Origin of the sequence: Kitasatospora sp. NPDC094015 (assembly GCF_040304075.1) — a bacterium.
GTDB lineage: Bacteria > Actinomycetota > Actinomycetes > Streptomycetales > Streptomycetaceae > Kitasatospora.
In genome coordinates this window covers 228,517-245,167 of the sequence record NZ_JBEOUL010000002.1, presented here as the reverse complement: position 1 = coordinate 245,167, position 16,651 = coordinate 228,517, and the positions used below count along the sequence as shown (strand labels likewise).

Annotated in this window: 17 protein-coding genes and 1 pseudogene; 7 read left to right on the top strand and 11 right to left on the bottom strand. The window is 73.5% G+C overall.

What is annotated here, in order from left to right; translation table 11 throughout:
• Positions 1–31 precede the first annotated feature (31 nt).
• The 5 genes and pseudogenes from lpdA to cobU form a co-directional block, all read right to left on the bottom strand.
• Positions 32–1,420 (bottom strand): dihydrolipoyl dehydrogenase, encoded by a 1,389-nt coding sequence (lpdA, locus tag ABT014_RS03415; RefSeq protein ID WP_350636544.1) that lies wholly within the window; start codon positions 1,418–1,420, stop codon positions 32–34.
• Between the two features lie 383 nt (positions 1,421–1,803).
• Positions 1,804–3,300 carry a leucyl aminopeptidase gene (locus ABT014_RS03410; protein ID WP_350636542.1) on the bottom strand — a complete coding sequence of 499 codons (1,497 nt, stop codon included), beginning with the start codon at positions 3,298–3,300 and terminating at the stop codon, positions 1,804–1,806.
• 266 nt (positions 3,301–3,566) lie between these two features.
• Positions 3,567–4,331 carry an adenosylcobinamide-GDP ribazoletransferase gene (locus ABT014_RS03405; protein ID WP_350636540.1) on the bottom strand — a complete coding sequence of 255 codons (765 nt, stop codon included), beginning with the start codon at positions 4,329–4,331 and terminating at the stop codon, positions 3,567–3,569.
• An 11-nt stretch (positions 4,332–4,342) separates the two neighbouring features.
• Positions 4,343–5,461: a nicotinate-nucleotide--dimethylbenzimidazole phosphoribosyltransferase gene (locus tag ABT014_RS03400; protein WP_350636537.1), complete on the bottom strand. Its 1,119-nt coding sequence runs from the start codon at positions 5,459–5,461 to the stop codon at positions 4,343–4,345.
• A 28-nt stretch (positions 5,462–5,489) separates the two neighbouring features.
• Positions 5,490–6,068: pseudogene (gene cobU / locus ABT014_RS03395) on the bottom strand (bifunctional adenosylcobinamide kinase/adenosylcobinamide-phosphate guanylyltransferase); the annotation flags it as partial.
• 92 nt (positions 6,069–6,160) lie between these two features.
• Here cobU and ABT014_RS03390 point away from each other — a divergent pair.
• Positions 6,161–6,361, top strand: a complete 201-nt coding sequence (locus ABT014_RS03390) for a hypothetical protein (protein WP_350636535.1) — start codon at positions 6,161–6,163, stop codon at positions 6,359–6,361.
• 14 nt (positions 6,362–6,375) lie between these two features.
• Here the strand turns inward: ABT014_RS03390 and ABT014_RS03385 are convergent, their stop codons facing one another.
• The gene (locus ABT014_RS03385) at positions 6,376–7,146 is read right to left on the bottom strand and encodes a methyltransferase domain-containing protein (protein WP_350636913.1); all 771 of its coding nucleotides are present in this window, start codon (positions 7,144–7,146) and stop codon (positions 6,376–6,378) included.
• A gap of 170 nt (positions 7,147–7,316) precedes the next feature.
• Positions 7,317–7,913 carry a DUF3043 domain-containing protein gene (locus ABT014_RS03380; RefSeq protein ID WP_350636533.1) on the bottom strand — a complete coding sequence of 199 codons (597 nt, stop codon included), beginning with the start codon at positions 7,911–7,913 and terminating at the stop codon, positions 7,317–7,319.
• Positions 7,914–8,184: 271 nt separating this feature from the next.
• On the opposite strand from ABT014_RS03380, the gene ABT014_RS03375 reads away from it, so the two are divergent.
• Together ABT014_RS03375 and pspAA are read left to right on the top strand one after the other, a co-directional pair.
• A complete protein-coding gene (locus tag ABT014_RS03375) occupies positions 8,185–8,970 on the top strand; it encodes a PspA/IM30 family protein (protein WP_350636531.1) in 786 nt (261 codons plus the stop codon).
• A gap of 31 nt (positions 8,971–9,001) precedes the next feature.
• On the top strand, positions 9,002–9,295 hold the full coding sequence (gene pspAA / locus ABT014_RS03370; RefSeq protein WP_350636529.1) for a PspA-associated protein PspAA: 294 nt from the start codon (positions 9,002–9,004) through the stop codon (positions 9,293–9,295).
• 101 nt (positions 9,296–9,396) lie between these two features.
• Here the strand turns inward: pspAA and nadA are convergent, their stop codons facing one another.
• Positions 9,397–10,578: a quinolinate synthase NadA gene (gene nadA, locus ABT014_RS03365; protein ID WP_350636527.1), complete on the bottom strand. Its 1,182-nt coding sequence runs from the start codon at positions 10,576–10,578 to the stop codon at positions 9,397–9,399.
• Positions 10,579–10,769: 191 nt separating this feature from the next.
• Here nadA and ABT014_RS03360 point away from each other — a divergent pair, with 191 nt between their 5' ends.
• The 3 genes from ABT014_RS03360 (at position 10,770) to ABT014_RS03350 (ending at position 13,847) form a co-directional block, all read left to right on the top strand.
• Complete coding sequence (locus ABT014_RS03360) at positions 10,770–11,699, top strand: NADP-dependent oxidoreductase (protein ID WP_350636525.1); 930 nt, start codon at positions 10,770–10,772, stop codon at positions 11,697–11,699.
• 85 nt (positions 11,700–11,784) lie between these two features.
• Positions 11,785–12,249, top strand: coding sequence for an Lrp/AsnC family transcriptional regulator (locus ABT014_RS03355; RefSeq protein ID WP_350636522.1), 465 nt, complete (start codon positions 11,785–11,787; stop codon positions 12,247–12,249).
• A 251-nt stretch (positions 12,250–12,500) separates the two neighbouring features.
• Positions 12,501–13,847: a pyridoxal phosphate-dependent decarboxylase family protein gene (locus ABT014_RS03350; RefSeq protein WP_350636520.1), complete on the top strand. Its 1,347-nt coding sequence runs from the start codon at positions 12,501–12,503 to the stop codon at positions 13,845–13,847.
• Positions 13,848–14,078: 231 nt separating this feature from the next.
• On the opposite strand, the gene ABT014_RS03345 is transcribed toward ABT014_RS03350, so the two are convergent.
• Entirely contained in the window at positions 14,079–14,951 is an 873-nt protein-coding gene (locus ABT014_RS03345) for a GNAT family N-acetyltransferase (RefSeq protein WP_350636518.1), read from the bottom strand.
• Between the two features lie 204 nt (positions 14,952–15,155).
• Here ABT014_RS03345 and erpA point away from each other — a divergent pair, with 204 nt between their 5' ends.
• Positions 15,156–15,512 carry an iron-sulfur cluster insertion protein ErpA gene (gene erpA / locus ABT014_RS03340; RefSeq protein WP_350636516.1) on the top strand — a complete coding sequence of 119 codons (357 nt, stop codon included), beginning with the start codon at positions 15,156–15,158 and terminating at the stop codon, positions 15,510–15,512.
• Between the two features lie 85 nt (positions 15,513–15,597).
• On the opposite strand, the gene ABT014_RS03335 is transcribed toward erpA, so the two are convergent.
• On the bottom strand, positions 15,598–16,215 hold the full coding sequence (locus ABT014_RS03335; protein ID WP_350636514.1) for a hypothetical protein: 618 nt from the start codon (positions 16,213–16,215) through the stop codon (positions 15,598–15,600).
• A 101-nt stretch (positions 16,216–16,316) separates the two neighbouring features.
• The gene (locus ABT014_RS03330) at positions 16,317–16,535 is read right to left on the bottom strand and encodes a hypothetical protein (protein ID WP_350636512.1); all 219 of its coding nucleotides are present in this window, start codon (positions 16,533–16,535) and stop codon (positions 16,317–16,319) included.
• Positions 16,536–16,651 lie beyond the last annotated feature (116 nt).

Below are 16,651 nucleotides of genomic sequence, written 5' to 3'. Positions count from 1 at the left end.
TGCGTACAGGAATGGGGGTGCTCGGTCGCGATCAGTCGTGCGCGTGCAGCGGCTTGCCGGCCAGCGCCAGGTGCGCCTCGCCGAGGGCCTCGGACTGGGTCGGGTGGGCGTGGATGAGCTGGGCCACCTCGGCCGGCAGCGCCTCCCAGTTGTAGATCAGCTGAGCTTCGCCGACCTGCTCGCCCATGCGGGCGCCGACCATGTGGACGCCGACCACGGCGCCGTCCTTGACCTGGACGAGCTTGATCTCGCCGGCGGTCTTCAGGATCTTGCTCTTGCCGTTGCCGGCCAGGTTGTACTTGAGCGTGACGACCTTGTCCTTGCCGTAGATCTCCACGGCCTTGGCCTCGGAGATGCCGACCGAGGCGACCTCCGGGTTGGAGTAGGTGACCCGCGGCACGCCGTCGTAGTCGATCGGCACGGCCTTGAGGCCGGCCAGCCGCTCCGCGACGAGGATGCCCTCGGCGAAGCCGACGTGGGCCAGCTGCAGGGTCGGGGCGAGGTCGCCGACGGCGGAGATGGTCGGCACGTTGGTGCGCATGTACTCGTCGACGAGGACGTAGCCGCGGTCCATCGCGACGCCGTTCTCCTCGTAGCCGAGGCCGGCCGAGACCGGGCCGCGGCCGATCGCGACGAGCAGCAGGTCGGCGTCGATCTGCTTGCCGTTCTCGGTGGAGACGCGGACGCCGTCGGCGGTGTACTCGACACCGGAGAAGCGGGCCTTGAGCTCGAACTTGATGCCACGCTTGCGGAAGGCACGCTCCAGCAGCTTGGAGGAGTTCTCGTCCTCCAGCGGCACCAGGTGCGGCAGGGCCTCGACGATGGTGACGTCGACGCCGAACGACTTCCAGACGGAGGCGAACTCGACGCCGATCACGCCGCCGCCGAGGATGACGGCCGACTTCGGGATCCGGTCGAGCTTGAGGGCGTGGTCCGAGGAGATGATCCGGTCGCCGTCGATGGTCAGACCGGGCAGCGACTTCGGCACCGAACCGGTGGCGAGGATGATGTGGCGACCCTCGATGCGCCGGCCGTTCACGTCCACCGAGGTCTGCGAGGAGAGCTTGCCCTCGCCGGTGATGTAGTTGACCTTGCGCGAGGCGACCAGGCCCTGCAGGCCCTTGTACAGGCCGCTGACCACGTCGTCCTTGTACTTGTGGACACCGTTGATGTCGATGCCCTGGAAGGTCGCCAGGACGCCGAACTCGGCGGCTTCCTTGGTCTCGTCGGCGATCTCGGCCGCGTGCAGCAGGGCCTTGGTCGGGATGCAGCCGCGGTGCAGGCAGGTGCCGCCGAGCTCACCCTTCTCGATCAGGGTGACGCTCAGACCCAGCTGGGCGGCGCGGAGCGCCGCGGCGTAACCGCCGCTTCCGCCTCCGAGAATGACTACGTCGAAAACGGTGCTGGCGTCGTTCGCCACGTCACGTCCTCCATGCAAGGGGTGCGGTTCGCCGGGCCGGTCGCGGTCCGGTGGGTCGGAAGCCTTTGTAAGGCGCCCAGTCGTGCCGGAAATACATCTTTGCACTTGTTGGCGGCGGCTGGCGTCGGGGGCTGCCCCGAAGGGCCCCTCGAGGGCGCCGACGGGGGGCCGAGCCGCCCCTACGTGTGGTCATTGTCGCAGCTCAAACCCCTGTCGGGGCAGGGCCGAAGGGCCCGGCGGCCGGCCGGGGCCCCCGCCGCCTTCCGCTCTGCGGAACAAAGTTTCGCCGGAGGCGAACAGGCGATCTCATTGCGAAGCCCGTTACCGGCTGGTAATGCCGGAGGGGCCCGGCACCGTCACGGCGCCGGGCCCCTCCGCGGGGGTCACGCGTTCGCGGTGTCCTCGGCGAAGCGCACCAGGGTGCGGATCGCGCTGCCGGTGCCGCCCTTGGGGGTGTAGCCGTACGGCGCACCCTCGTGGAAGGCCGGGCCGGCGATGTCGAGGTGGGCCCAGTCGATGCCCTCGGCGACGAACTCCTTCAGGAACAGGCCGGCGACCAGGCCGCCACCCATCCGCTCGCCCATGTTCTGCAGGTCGGCGATGGTGGTCTCGACCATGGCCTTGCGCAGCTCGGCCGGCAGCGGCATCGGCCAGGACTGCTCGCCGACCGCCTCGGCGGTCTCGTGCAGCCGGGTGCGCAGGTCGTCGTCGTTGGCCATCACGCCGAAGGTGCGGTTGCCCAGGGCGAGCACCATGGCGCCGGTCAGGGTGGCGACGTCGACGATGACGTCCGGGTTCTCCTCGCCGGCCCGGACGATCGCGTCGGCGAGCACCAGCCGGCCCTCGGCGTCGGTGTTGAGGACCTCGACGGTCTTGCCGCCGTACATCCGCAGCACGTCGCCGGGGCGGGTGGCGGAGCCGGAGGGCATGTTCTCGGCCAGCGCGAGCCAGCCGGTGACGTTGACCGCGAGGCCCAGGCGCTTGGCGGCCACCACGGCGGCGAACACGGCGGCGGCGCCGGACATGTCGCACTTCATGGTCTCGTTGTGGCCGGCCGGCTTCAGCGAGATGCCGCCCGAGTCGTAGGTGATGCCCTTGCCGATGAAGGCGAGGGTCGCCTTGGCCTTCGGGTGGGTGTAGGCCACCTTCACCAGGCGGGGCGGGTTGGCCGAGCCGACGCCGACCCCGAGGATGCCGCCGAAGCCGCCCTTGGCCAGCGCCTTCTCGTCCAGCACCTCGACCTTGAGGCCGTGCTCCTTGCCGGCCGCCTGGGCGATCGCGGCGAAGGCCTTCGGGTGCAGGTCGTTCGGGGCGGTGTTGATCAGGTCGCGGGCGCGGTTGATCTCCTCGCCGAGCGCGGTGGCGCGCTCCGCGGCGGCCTTGGCGTCCTTGTTGCCCTTGCGGGCGGCCAGCAGCACCAGCTCGCCGACCGGCTCCTTGCCGCTGCCGGCGCCCTTGTAGCTGCCGAAGCTGTACGCGCCGAGCAGGCCGCCCAGCGCGACGGCCTCGATCTCCTCGGCCGACTCGGCGGGGAGCAGCAGCGCGGCCTTCTTGACGCCGGCCAGGGTGCGGGCGGCGACGCCGGCGGCACGGCGCAGCGTCTCGGCCCCGTAGCCGGCCTCGGCGGCCTCGCCCAGGCCGACGGCCAGCACCAGCGGGGCCTTCAGACCCGTGGCGGCGGGGAGCTTGACCGCCTCACCCTCGGCGCCGGTCGCGCCCAGGGTCGTGAGGACCTCGGCCAGCTTGCCCTCGAACGCCTCGGCGACGGCCTCGGCGCCGGAGGCGACGACCAGGCCCTTGGGGCCCTTCGCCACGCCGATCACCAGGGCATCCGCGCGCAGCGATGCGGCGGAGGAGGTGCTCACAGACAGTGCAGTCACGTAAATGCGTCCTGTTCTTTCGCGGTCCACGGCCGGGTACGGCACCGGTGCCGTACCGGCATAACCCCGGCGTGATCCGCGGGAAACGGGCACAGGGCTACGATTGCTCCCCGCATGGTAGTCCGCATGGTGGGATCACGCGCCCCCGGTGTCCCGGCCGTCGCCGGCGCCGTCCGGCGGTGCGGGTCCCGGCCCGCGCCGGGTGCATCGTCCCCGATCGGCCGTCAGCCGGGCCCGGCTCGCCCTGCCGGGCCGTCAGGCGCTGGTCAGAGCAGGGCCAGCGCCACCAGCGCGCCGGTCGCCGCGGTCTCCGCGAGCGCCCCGAGCACGTCCCCGGTGACGCCGTCGAAGCGCCGCACGCAGCGCCGCAGCAGCAGCCCCGCGCAGCCGAGTCCGAGCAGCAGGGCCAGTGGTGCGCGCAGCGCGGCCCATCCCTGGCCGGCGCCGGCGAGTGCGAGCACCGCCGCCGAGGCCGCCGACACCGCGAGCGCCCCGGCCACCGGGACGGTGCCCGCGACGGTCGCGCCCAGCCCGCCGGGCCGCGCCGCCGGCACCTGGCGCAGGCAGCCCCAGGCGAGCGCGCAGCGGGCGGTCACCGCCGCGGTCAGCACGGCCAGCGCGCCCCGTGCGGTCGAGGCGGCGAAGGCGTCGGCCAGGGCGGCGATCTGAGCCAGCAGCACCAGCAGCAGCGTCAGCACCCCGAACGGGCCGATGTCCGACTGCTTCATGATCCGCAGGGCGTCCTCGGCCGGCTTCCCGCTGCCCAGCCCGTCCGCGACGTCGGCCAGGCCGTCCAGGTGCAGCCCCCGGGTCAGCGCGGCGCCCGCCGCGACCGCGGCCACCGCCGCCAGCGGCGCACCGCCGCGCCAGGCGACCAGCGCGCCGGCGGCGGCGGCCAGGGCGCCCAGCAGCAGGCCGACCAGCGGGGCCGCGAGCATCGCCCGCCTCGCTGTCGGGCGGTCCCAGCGGTCCACCCGCACCCGCAGCACCGACAACGTCCCGAACGCGAACCGCAGTCCGTCGAACGCCACCGGGCCCGCCCCTAGCCCCGGCCCAGCAGCTCCGCCGCGCTCGGCAGCCGGGCCGGCGGCCGCGGCTCCAGCGGGCCGGCCGCCGGCACCGCCGACGGCTCGGCCAGGGTGTCCGAGGCGGCCTGCAGCAGCGGCAGCGCCAGCAGTGCGCCGGTGCCCTCGCCCATCGAGACGCCGAGGTCCTGCACCGGGGTCAGGGTCAGCCGGTCGTACGCCTTCGCCTGGGCCGGCTCGCCGGTCGACATGCCGGCCTGCCACCACTCGGGCGCCCGGAACGCGATCCGCTGCGCCACCAGCGCGCAGGCGGCCGAGACCACGCCGTCCAGCACCACCGGCAGCCGGCGCACCGCGGCCTGCAGCAGGAAGCCGGTGATCGCGGCGAAGTCCGCGCCGCCGGAGGTCGCCAGCAGCGCCAACTGGTCGCCCAGCACCGGGCGGGCGCGGCGCAGCGCGTCCCGTACGGTGGCGCACTTGACCATCCAGATCCGGTCGTCGATGCCCGAGCCGCGCCCGGTGACGGCGGCGGCGTCGGTGCCGCAGAGCGCGCCCACCAGCACGGCGGCGACGGTGGTCGAGCCGACCCCCAGGTCGCCGAGGACCACCAGGTCCGTGCCGGCGTCGGCCTCCTCGTCGGCGATCGCAACACCGGCCCGGAAGGCGCGGGCGGCCTCCTCGGCGCTCACCGCGTCCTCGACGTCGATCCGCCCGGAGCCGCGGCGCACCCGGTGCCGGACCACCTCCTCCGGGAACTCCCCGGGGTCGGCGTCCACCGCGAGGTCGACCACCCGGACCTGGGCGCCGTAGCGGCGGGCGAGCAGCGCGACCGGCGCGGTGCCGTCCAGCACGGCGCGGATCCGGCGGGCGGTGCCGCCGGGCGCCTGGGGCCGGGACACCCCGAGCGAGGCGACGCCGTGGTCGCCGGCGAAGAGCAGCACCTTCGCCGCCACCAGCGGCCGGGTCGGCGCGGCGCCCTGCACCGAGGCGAGCCAGCTGCCCAGCTCCTCCAACTGCCCGAGCCCGCCACGGGGCTTGGCCGACGCCTGCCAGCGCTCCTCGGCGGCGCGCCGCGCGCTCTCGTCGGGGCGCTCGACGAGCGAGGAGAACGTATCGAGATCCACGGTGGTGTCCATCGTCCGGAAGGCTACACGGCACCCGTCGTCAGGCAGCAGCAGGCTTGATGGTCAGCGTCTGACCCGCTACGACGAGCAGCACCCGCTCCGAGCCGTCCGCCACCGCCATGTTCAGCCGGCCGAGGGTGTCGCGGAAGCGCCGGCCGGCGGCGGTGGCCGGGACCACGCCCATCCCCACCTCGTTGCTCACCGCGACCACCTGACGGGCGGTCCGCCGCCAGGCCAGCGCGAGCGCCTCGCAGCGGGCCCGCACCGCCTCCTCACCACCGGCCGCCCAGCGGTCGTCCGCCCAGGCGTCGTGCTCGTCCATCACCGTGGTCAGCCACAGTCCGAGGCAGTCCACCAGCACCGGCGCCGGGTCGGTGCGGTCGGCCAGCACCGGCTCCAGGTCGCAGGTCTCGGCGGTGCGCCAGCCGGCCGGCCGCCGCTCGCGGTGCAGCTCGATCCGCTGCGCCCAGTCGACGTCGCCCTCCCGGCGCCCGCCGGTCGCCACGTACAGCACGTCGGGGTGGTCGGCGAGCAGCTGCTCGGCCCGGGTCGACTTGCCGGAACGGGCGCCGCCGAGGATCAGGGTGCGGGGGAGCTGGGCCATGCGCCCCATCCTGCCGGAGAAGCGTGCCGGTGAGGGTATGGGACCGATCACGGCGGGCACGCTACTGTCCGTACGACACAGCGGTCGGACGGTGGGAGGAGCACGGCATGGTGTGGACGTGGCGGTTCGAGAAGGAGGACGGCTCGCAGGCCGTCGAGGCCGGCGGCCAGGAGGAGTTCAGCAGCCAGGGCGACGCGGAGTCGTGGATCGGCGAGAGCTGGAAGGACCTGGTGGAGGGCGGCGCGGACCGCGCGGTGCTGCGCGACGACGACCAGGTGATCTACACCATGAGCCTGCACGAGGGCTGAGCCCGCCCGGCGGCCTACTTGCCGCCGAAGACGTGGAGCAGGGCCGCGACCTGGCGGTACGGGTCCTGCCGGCCGGCCCGCTCCTCGGCGTCCAGCAGCTGGGCGAGCTGGCGGCCGTCCACCGGCGCCTCGTGGTCGGCGGTGTTGTCGGTGAAGACCCGCACGCCGTACCAGGCGCGCAGCGGCACCGAGATCTCGGTGAGCGTGACGGAGAGGTCGGCCAGCCGGTCGGCGCGGGCCGACAGGCCCAGCCGGTTGGTGTAGCGCACCGAGTCGAACGAGTGCAGGGCGCCGCGCCAGTCGCCGGCCAGGCCGGGGCGCATCGCGAGCGCGTCGGCGTTGCGCACCAGCAGCGAGAGGACCCCGCCGGGGGCCAGCACCCGGGCCAGCGAGGCGAGCAGCGGATCCGGGTCGGAGAGGTACCTGAGCACGTCGTGGCAGAGCACCACGTCGAAGCTGCGCGGGCCGAACCAGCGCCCGCAGTGGTGGCCGTCGCCGGTGAGCAGCTGCACCCGGGCGCGCACCTCGTCCGGCTCGGCGGCGAGCGCGGCCTGGGCGGCGCCGAGGGTCACCGGGTCCGGGTCGAGGCCGGTGACCAGGTGGCCGGCGCGGGCCAGGCGCAGCGCCTGGGTGCCCTGGCCGCAGCCGACGTCGAGCACCCGCAGGCCGGTGTGCCCGGCCAGCTGCTCGGCGAGCTGCCGGGCGACCAGTTCCCGGCGGACCAGGTTGCGCAGCCCGCCCTGCCGCTCCAGCCACTGGCCGGCGGCGCTGCCCAGCGGCGGCATCCCGCGGGCCGGCAGGTGGGCGGGCGGCAGGTGGGCGGGCGGCAGGTGGGCGGGCGGCAGCGGTGCGGTGAACCGGTCGTGCTGGCCGCCGCCCTGCCCGGGCAGCGCGTACAGCCCGGGTGTCTGCGGATCGACCGCGGACACCCAGTACGGCGGGACCGGCTCCGCGGTCAGGGCCGCTCGCCCCGCTTCACCTGCGGCTTGGGCAGCCGCAGCCGGCGCATCTGCAGGGTGCGCATCATCGCGTAGGCGACCACGCCGCGGGAGTTGTCGTTCGGGAAGCGCTCGCGCAGGGCCTTGCGCAGGCCGAGGCCCAGGCGCAGGAAGTCGAGGATGACCACGACGAAGAAGGCCATGAAGAGCAGGGTCGACAGCACCTGGAGCGACTGCACCTGCATCACACTGAGCACCAGCACGACCACCGCGTACGGCAGGAAGAACTCGGCGGCGGACCAGCGGGAGTCGATGTAGTCGCGGGCGAAGCGCTTCACCGGGCCCTTGTCGCGGGCCGGGAGGTAGCGCTCGTCGCCCTCGAGCAGGGCGGTGCGCTGCTTCTCGCGCTCGGTGCGCATCCGGTCGCGGGCCTGGCGGTTCGCCTCCTTGCGGTCCTTGGGCACGGTCACCCGGGTCCGCCGGTGGGCCTCCGCCTCACTGCGCTTGGGCGTCGGCCGGCCCTTGGGGGCCTGCGGGTCACGGGACAGGGTCTTCTCGTCCTGCTCGGCCAGCGCGGTGGCGGAGGAGGCGTCATCTGAGCGGCGTCGGAACACACCACCAGCGTACGTGCTGACCGGGTGCTTTCGGCCAGGGCCGTCGGACCCGAACCGGTATCGATCACCCGGGCGTGTCCCTCAGGGGTGGCCCCGGCCTCCGGTGGATCATGGGATCAGGGTCGGATCCACCCCAGGGACGATGCCGCACGGGCGCCCGGTGTAGCAGTCTTGTTGCAGCTCGTGCACTGCGGCGACCACCTCGCTGCGAATACACTCGACGTGTTACGAGACGAATCCGCAGGCCCGAAGAAGGGGGCACTCGAGGCCCATGAGCGACGGAATCATGAAGCGTATGGGGCTGATCTTCCGCTCCAAGGCGAACAAGGCCTTGGACCGGGCGGAGGACCCGCGCGAGACGCTCGACTACTCCTACCAGAAGCAGCTCGAACTGCTGCAGAAGGTGCGCAGGGGCGTCGCCGACGTGGCCACCTCGCGCAAGCGCCTGGAGCTGCAGCTCACCCAGCTCCAGCAGCAGTCCGCGAAGTACGAGGACCAGGGCCGCAAGGCGCTCTCGCTCGGCCGCGAGGACCTCGCCCGCGAGGCGCTGACCCGCAAGTCGAACCTGCAGTCCCAGATCACCGACCTGGAGGTGCAGTACCAGCAGCTCCAGGCCGAGGAGGAGAAGCTCACGCTCGCCTCCCAGCGGCTGCAGGCCAAGGTGGACGCCTTCCGCACCAAGAAGGAGACCATCAAGGCCACCTACACCGCGGCCCAGGCGCAGACCCGGATCGCGGAGTCCTTCTCGGGCATCTCGGAGGAGATGGGCGACGTCGGCCTCGCGATCCAGCGGGCCGAGGACAAGACGGCCCAGATGCAGGCGCGGGCCGGTGCGATCGACGAGCTGCTGGCCTCCGGCGCGCTCGACGACGCCAGCGGTCTCGGCCGCAAGGACGACATCGAGGCCGAGCTGGAGCGGGTGGCCGGCGGCAGCGACGTCGAGCTGGAGCTGGCCCGGATGAAGGCCGAACTCACCGGTGGCACCCCGGGCGGGGCGCCGCAGGCGATCGAGCAGGGCAAGCAGGACAACCCGCCCACCATCAACTACAACAAGTGACCTGACCTCGACGGACCGGGAGACGCGCGGCATGATCATGAGGGTCATGGGTGAGGGGCAGTTCAAGGTCGGCGACGGCCATCTGAACGAGCTCAACCGGCTCGACGACGAGCTGCTCACCGCGCTGGAGGCGGGTGACGAGACGGCCTTCCGGGCCGCGCTCGGCAACCTGCTCGAAGCGGTGAGGAAGTTCGGCTCGCCGTTGCCGGACGATTCCCTGGAGCCGTCCGATCTGATCCTCCCGGACGCCGAGGCGACGGTGGAGCAGGTCCGCGAACTGCTGCGGGACGAGGGCGACGGCCTGATCCCGGGGCTTCCGGAGTAGTAGTCCGTGACATGGAGCGGGGCGGCACCCACCGGGTGCCGCCCCGCTCCATGTCCGCACGGGCGTGCGGAAACGTTCCTGCATGCCGCAGGCCCGCCGCCTTACGGCAGGGCGAGCATCCGGTCCAGCGCCGCCTTGGCGTACTTCTCGGTCTCCGGGTCGACCGTGATCACGTTCGGCACCCGGCCGTCCACCAGCGACTCCAGCGCCCAGACCAGGTGCGGCAGGTCGATCCGGTTCATGGTGGAGCAGAAGCAGACCGCCCGGTCCAGGAAGACGATCTCCTTGTCCGGGTGCGCCTTGGCCAGCCGGCGGACCAGGTTCAGCTCGGTGCCGATGGCCCACTTGGAGCCGGGCTCGGCCGCGTCCAGCGCCTTGATGATGTACTCGGTCGAGCCGACCATGTCGGCGGCCGAGACCACCTCGTGCTTGCACTCGGGGTGCACCAGCACGGTGACCCCGGGGATCCGGGCCCGCACGTCGTTGACCGAGTCCAGCGAGAACCGGCCGTGCACCGAGCAGTGGCCGCGCCACAGGATCATCTTCGCGTCGCGCAGCTGCTCGACGGTCAGCCCGCCGTTCGGCTTGTGCGGGTTGTAGAGCACGCAGTCGTCCAGCGAGAAGCCCATGTCGCGCACGGCGGTGTTGCGGCCGAGGTGCTGGTCGGGCAGGAAGAGCACCTTGCTGCCCTGCTCGTACGCCCACTCCAGGGCCCGCTGGGCGTTGGAGGAGGTGCAGATGGTGCCGCCGTGCTTGCCGGTGAACGCCTTGATGTCGGCCGAGGAGTTCATGTACGAGACCGGGACGGTGACGTCCGCGATGCCCGCCTCGGTCAGCACGTCCCAGCACTCGGCGACCTGCTCGGCGGTGGCCATGTCGGCCATCGAGCAGCCGGCCGCGAGGTCCGGCAGCACGACCTGCTGGGCGCTGCTGGTGAGGATGTCCGCGGACTCGGCCATGAAGTGCACGCCGCAGAAGACGATGTACTCCGCCTCCGGTCGGGCGGCCGCGTCCCGGGCCAGCTTGAAGGAGTCACCGGTGACGTCGGCGAACTCGATGACCTCGTCACGCTGGTAGTGGTGACCCAGGATGAAGACGCGGTCGCCCAGCTTCTCCTTGGCCGCCCGGGCGCGCTCGACCAGGTCGGGGTCGGAGGCCGCGGGCAGGTCGCCCGGGCACTCGACGCCGCGCTCGCTGTTCGGGTCGGCCTCGCGGCCGAGGAGCAGCAGTGCGAGCGGCGTCGGGGTGGGGTCGACGCCGTAGGTCTCGGTGGTGGTGGTCACGGGCGGGTGCCCTCCTGTGCGGCCGATCGAACGAACCAGCCTTCTCGTCTATCTGACACTATCTATGATAACCCGTTAGCGTCACTCTGACGATGGCCGTCCTGTCAGTGTGACGAGAACCGCTCGCCGGTTCGGCGTCTTCCCGGCGTGCCCGAATCGATATCCGGGCCCGGTCGCGCTTGGCTTGAGCCATGAAGGCAATCGCGATCAGAAGGTACGGCGGCCCCGAGGTCGTCGAGTACACCGAGCTGCCGGACCCGAAGGTGGGGCCCGACTCGGTCCTGGTGCAGGTCAGGGCGGCCGGGGTCAATCCGGTCGACTGGAAGATCCGCGAGGGCGCGATGGACGGCCTGATGGACGTCCACTTCCCGCTGATCATGGGCTGGGACCTGGCCGGCGTGGTGCTGGCGGTCGGCGGCGCGGTCACCGAGTTCGCCCCGGGCGACGAGGTGATCGGCTACGTCCGCAAGGACGCGGTGGAACACGGTACCTACGCCGAGCTGGTCTCCGCCCCCGTGCGCACGCTGGCCCGCAAGCCCGCCTCGCTGGACTGGGCGCAGGCCGGCGGTCTGCCGCTGGCCGGCCTGACCGCCCGGCAGTGCCTGGTCGGGGCGCTCGACCTGCGGCCGGGCGAGAGCGTGCTGATCCACGGCGCGGCCGGCGGGGTCGGCTGCCTCGCGGTGCAGCTCGCGGTGGCGATCGGCGCCCGGGTGATCGGCACCGCCAGCGAGCGCAACCACGCGTTCCTGCGCGGCCTGGGCGCCGAACCCGTGGCGTACGGCGAAGGGCTGGTGGACCGGCTGCGCGAGCTCGCCCCCGCCGGTCTGGACGCCGCGCTGGACCTGGTCGGCGGCGGCGAGCCGCTGGAGGTGTCGGCCCAGCTGGTGGCCGATCCCGCCCGGCTGGCCTCGATCACCGACTACGGCGTGGTGGCCCGCGGCGGGCACTACGTCTTCGTCCGCCCGGACGCCGAGGGGCTGGCCGAACTGGCCGCGCTGGCCGACCGCGGCGCGCTGCGGGTGCCGGTGGCGTCCACCTTCCCGCTGGCCCAGGCGGCCTCCGCACAGGCGCTGAACGCCGAGGGCCGGACCAGGGGCAAGATCGTGCTGCTGGTGGACTGACCCCGGTCCTGGTCAGAATGGGGTCGGGCGCCGTCCGCGACGGGGCCCGACCTCCCCACCCGCACCACCCGTGGAGCCCGCACCGATGACCACGCACCGACCGGCAGACCAGGGCGGGGCGTCGCTGGACGAGACCGACCGGCTGCTGCTGCGCCACCTGAGCCGGGACGGCCGCGCCTCGTACGCGGAGATCGGGCTGCTGGCCAACCTCTCCGCCACCGCCGTCCGCCGCCGGATCGACCGGCTGCGCTCGCGCGGCGTGGTGCGGGGCTTCACCGTGGTGCTCGACCCGGCGGTGCTGGGCTGGCAGACCGAGGCCTTCGTCGAGGTCTACTGCCGCGAGCGCACCGCGCCCGAGGAGATCCTGGCCAGCCTGCGGCAGTTCCCCGAGGTGGTCGCCGCCTGGACGGTCACCGGGGACCCGGACGCGCTGGTGCACCTGCGGGCCGCCGACACCCGGCACCTGGAGGCGGTGATCGAGCGGATCCGCAAGGAGCCCGGCGTGCAGCGCAGCCGCAGCTCGGTGGTGCTCTCCCGGCTGATCGGCTGACCGGCCGACCGGCCGGAAAGGGCCCCGGGAGGAGCCGCGCAGGATTCCTGCGCGAGGTGCCCCGAACGCGCTCGAATCCGTCCCGGAGGGCCTCGTTCCGACGCGCGGCGGAACGTTTCTGCTGCCTAGGCTGAAGAGCGTCCGGACGGCCCCACCAGCCCCACCAGCCGCCGGAATCCCCGCTCCGGGAGCAGCCCGTCGAGCCGCGAGAACGACTGAGAGGGACACCGGTGTCCGCAGCCCCGCACCGCATGCACCAGCCCGACAACGAGCTGGTCGACCTGGTCTTCGACTACATGCGCGAGCGGCTCCAGTACGACCCCGTACCGCTCGACCACCCCGGCGACGGCGACCACCTGCGCCGCCAGCTGGCCGGCCTGCTGAACGAGCGCGGCAACGACGCCGCCGACGTGCTCAAGCTCTACGACCACGAGCTCTCCAGAGCCGTGATCTCCGCCGACAGCCCGCGCTACCTGTCGTTCATCCCGTGCGCCCCCACCAAGGCCGCGCTGCTCTTCGACATGGTGGTCTCCTGCGCCTCCCTGCAGGGCATCTCCTGGCTGGAGGCGGCCGGCGCGATCGCCGCCGAGAACCAGGTGCTGCGCCTGATCGCCGACCGGGCGGGCCTGCCCGGCACCGCCGGCGGCACCTTCGTCTCCGGCGGCTCGGCCGGCAACCTGTCCGCGCTGGTGGTCGCCCGGGACACCGCCCGGCGCCGGCTCGGCGTCGGCCCCGAGGCCCGGCTGCGGATCGCCGTCGCCGACCAGGTGCACTCCTCGGTCAAGAACACCTTCAACATCATCGGCGTGGAGGCCTTCAAGGTCCCGACTGTCGACCGCCGCTTCACCGGCGAGGCGCTGCGCGCCGCGCTGGCCGCCGACCCGAACCCGGAGACGGTGATCGCGGTGGTCGGCACCGCCGGCACCACCAACGAGGGCATCGTCGACGACCTGGCCGGGCTCTCCGAGGTCACCCGCGAGCGCGGCATGTGGTTCCACGTCGACGGCGCCTACGGCGGCGCGGGCCTGTTCGCCCCCTCGGTCCGGGAGCGCTACAACGGCATCGAGCACGCCGACTCCTTCGTGGTGGACCCGCACAAGTGGCTGTTCGCGCCCTTCGACTGCGCCGCGCTGATCTACCGCAACCCCCAGCTCGCCCGGGCCGTGCACACCCAGGACGCCTCCTACCTGGACGTCCTGCACACCGAGGGCGACGAGTGGAACCCCACCGACTACGCCTACCACCTGACCCGGCGCGCCCGCGGCCTGCCGCTCTGGTTCTCGCTTGCGGTGCACGGCACCCAGGCGTACACCGACGCGATCGAGGCCGGGCTGACGCTGGCCCGGGACACCGCCCAGGTGATCCGGGACACCGAGCACCTGGAGCTGCTGCACGACCCGCAGCTGTCGGCCGTCTGCTTCCGCCGCACCGGCTGGACCCGCGAGGACTACTACCGCTGGTCCCAGCAGCTGCTCGCCGACCAGATCGGCTTCGTCACCCCCACCGGCTGGGACGGCGAGACGGTCGCCCGCTTCGCCTTCCTCCACCCGGGCACCACGATGGAGATGGTCGAGGAGATCCTCGCCACCATGGTCTGAGCCTGCGCCCGCCGGCCGGGGGAGCGCCCCCGGCCGGCGGCTTTCCCTGACCTCGGGGGGCTGCGGCCTAGGGCTTGTCTGACAATTCGCGTCGGATGAGCGCGCGGCGGTGGGCGCCCGGCTGGGCGTGCCGGCGAAGCGTCCTCGTACTGGACGTACTTGGACGTTTCGCCGGTGCGTTCAGGCGGGATGCCCGGCGTCGCGCGCCCGGCGGGAATTGTCAGACAAGCCCTAGAGCAGCCCGCCGTCCGGTATGTACGGCGTCGGCGGCCGCATCCCGCGCAGCGCGAGGTAGCCGCGGGTCTCCAGGGTGAGGCCCAGCTCCAGGCCGACGTCCACCGCCCACTCCTGCTCCGCCGTGAGGTGCTCCACCCGCGCCTCGGTGCCGTCCGGGACCCGGGCCAGCGCCTCCCGCAGCAGCCGGGTCGCGATCCGCTTCGAGGTCGCGCCCAGCAGCCGCACCGCCCCGCCGTCCCGGTAGCAGTACCCGCTGCCGGCCAGGCTGTCCGCGATCAGCAGCTCCTCGTAGTGGCCCATCAGGTAGGCGTGGTCCGGCCCGTGCGCCGCGCCGCGCAGCCGGCGGTCCACCGAGTCGAGCAGGTGCAGCTGCCCGGTGCCCCCGGGGTGCACCGGGATGTCACCCGGGTCCAGCAGCCCGGCGCGGTCCACCGAGCCGCTCAGCGCCATCGCCGGGTGCAGGGTGAACCCGGCCCGCCGGTAGTGCCGGGCCGCCGCCGGCGACGGCGAGCCGCACACCATCCCGCGCAGGCAGCCCCGCCCGTACGACGCCGTGCGCTCCAGCAGCAGCCGGCCGACCCCGTGGCCCCTGGCCTGCGGCACCACCGCGAACAGCGCCATGATCCAGACGCCCTCGCGGCGCAGCGACAGCGCCGCGCCGAGCGGCTCGCCGTCCCGCTCGGCGATCCAGCAGCCGGCCGGGTCCGCCCGCACCAGGTGCCGGGTGAGCGCCAGCTGCCGCACCACCGCGGGCCGGTCGCCGGGCCGTTCGGTCGCACCGCCGGGCGGGCGGCGCGCGGCAGCCCGCACCACGCGCTGCACGGCCCTGGCGTCGGTGGCCGTGTCCTGGAGCTGACGAAGGATCACGCCTGCCATCCTCGCCGCACAGGGCCCGTGACGTGGCCGGTTCGCCCGGATCGGGCGGTGACCAGGGTGCCGCGGTGTGCGAGCATGGGTGTGTGGGGGAGCGGGCGACGAAAAGTCCCCCGGAAGCACCACCGACCGGAAATGATTCCGGGAGGCCGCTGGTTGGCACTGGCGGCAGATAGTCGTCAAAGACCGGGAGTAAGCATGACCGTCCAGGACGAGACCACCAAGGTCGAGAGTGGCATCCAGCTCACCGATGCCGCAGCGGCCAAGGTGAAGGGCCTGCTCGACCAGGAGGGCCGCGACGACCTCGCGCTGCGGGTCGCCGTGCAGCCGGGCGGCTGCTCGGGCCTCCGCTACCAGCTGTTCTTCGACGAGCGCTCGCTGGACGGCGACGTCGTGAAGGACTTCAACGGTGTGAAGGTCGTCACCGACCGGATGAGCGCCCCCTACCTGGGCGGCGCGACCGTCGACTTCGTCGACTCCATCGAGAAGCAGGGCTTCACCATCGACAACCCGAACGCCACGGGCTCCTGCGCCTGCGGCGACTCGTTCAGCTAAGCGCTGATCTGCCGAAGGGCGGCCCCGGGATCATCCCGGGGCCGCCCTTCGGCCGTTCCCGGCCGTTCCGTGCCACGGATCGGCGTCAGCGCGGCCCACCGGCCGGCTGGCCGCCCGGCTGGACCTGCTCGCCGGTCGCCACGTCGAGCACCGCCTCGCCGTGGAACGGCTGCGGCAGCGTCGCGGACACCTCGTTCACCCTCACCAGCGCGGCGCACGCCTGCCCCTTGGGCGCGGGCTGGGCGATCACCACCCGGACCCGGATCACCCCGGGCGTGGGCTCCTCGGCCTTCAGCCCGTACTTGTCGCAGGTGCCGCCGTAGAACGACACCACCAGCGTGCTGGCACCGTCCACCCGGTAGCCGAGCGCCGGGTACTTCGGCGCCGACGGGTCCGGCTCGCCCACCGCGATACCGGGCTTGGTGGGGCTCCCGGCGGACGGCTGCGCGCTCGGGTCGGCCGGCGGCGTGGACGCCGGGGCGGAGGCCGAGGCCGGCGGCGAGGCCGCCGCGCTCGATGCGGGCCCGCTCGGCGATGCGGCTCCCGAGGAGCCCGCCCCGGCCGAGGAGCTGTCCGAGGCCGTGGTCGACCCGGTCTGCCCGCACGCGGTCAGCGCACCCGCCCCGACCAGCAGGGCTGCCAGTGCGACGGCGCCCCGGCGGCGGGCGCTGCGGAACGGTACGGCTGCGGTCCTGTCGTCCATGGTGTGACTTCCTCCCGAGGGCTGCGCAGCCCGCCTCCGCGGTGCTGCGCGGATCTGACGTGCCCCGGAGGAATCCGGTTCCCCGGCGGTGGATCCGGACGTCAGCCGCCGTAGTCCGGCATGCCCGCCACCAGGCGCTGCGCCCCGGGCGAGACCTTCACCCCGCCCGGCGCGACCGCGGCCGGCTGCGGACCGGACGCCAGCGGGGGCCAGAACCGGCCGAGCCGCCGGGAGGAGCGGACCAGCGCGGCCAGGCTGTCCGGATCGGCGTCGCCCCGCGGCGTGCTCGTCGGCCTGACGGGGGAATGGCTGGGAATCATCGGTGATTCGCTCCGATCGCCGCGCCGCGGCGCGGTGCCGCGGCCCTGGAGAGGCCCGGTCGGGCCCCCTGTCTGCGACCCTAGGCCCGCCCGGGCGGCCTAGCCAGGCCTACCAC

Excerpts from the sequence above, each read along its gene's own strand:
- ABT014_RS03390 (WP_350636535.1), top strand. The coding sequence starts at position 6,161 with ATGGTGTGGACGTGGCGGTTCGAGAAGGAGGACGGCTCGCAGGCCGTC.
- ABT014_RS03375 (WP_350636531.1), top strand. The coding sequence starts at position 8,185 with ATGAGCGACGGAATCATGAAGCGTATGGGGCTGATCTTCCGCTCCAAG.
- ABT014_RS03360 (WP_350636525.1), top strand. The coding sequence starts at position 10,770 with ATGAAGGCAATCGCGATCAGAAGGTACGGCGGCCCCGAGGTCGTCGAG.
- ABT014_RS03350 (WP_350636520.1), top strand. The coding sequence starts at position 12,501 with ATGCACCAGCCCGACAACGAGCTGGTCGACCTGGTCTTCGACTACATG.
- ABT014_RS03330 (WP_350636512.1), bottom strand. The coding sequence starts at position 16,535 with ATGATTCCCAGCCATTCCCCCGTCAGGCCGACGAGCACGCCGCGGGGC.
- ABT014_RS03335 (WP_350636514.1), bottom strand. The coding sequence starts at position 16,215 with ATGGACGACAGGACCGCAGCCGTACCGTTCCGCAGCGCCCGCCGCCGG.
- ABT014_RS03385 (WP_350636913.1), bottom strand. The coding sequence starts at position 7,146 with ATGCCGCCGCTGGGCAGCGCCGCCGGCCAGTGGCTGGAGCGGCAGGGC.
- erpA (WP_350636516.1), top strand. The coding sequence starts at position 15,156 with ATGACCGTCCAGGACGAGACCACCAAGGTCGAGAGTGGCATCCAGCTC.
- pspAA (WP_350636529.1), top strand. The coding sequence starts at position 9,002 with ATGATCATGAGGGTCATGGGTGAGGGGCAGTTCAAGGTCGGCGACGGC.
- ABT014_RS03355 (WP_350636522.1), top strand. The coding sequence starts at position 11,785 with ATGACCACGCACCGACCGGCAGACCAGGGCGGGGCGTCGCTGGACGAG.
- ABT014_RS03400 (WP_350636537.1), bottom strand. The coding sequence starts at position 5,461 with ATGGACACCACCGTGGATCTCGATACGTTCTCCTCGCTCGTCGAGCGC.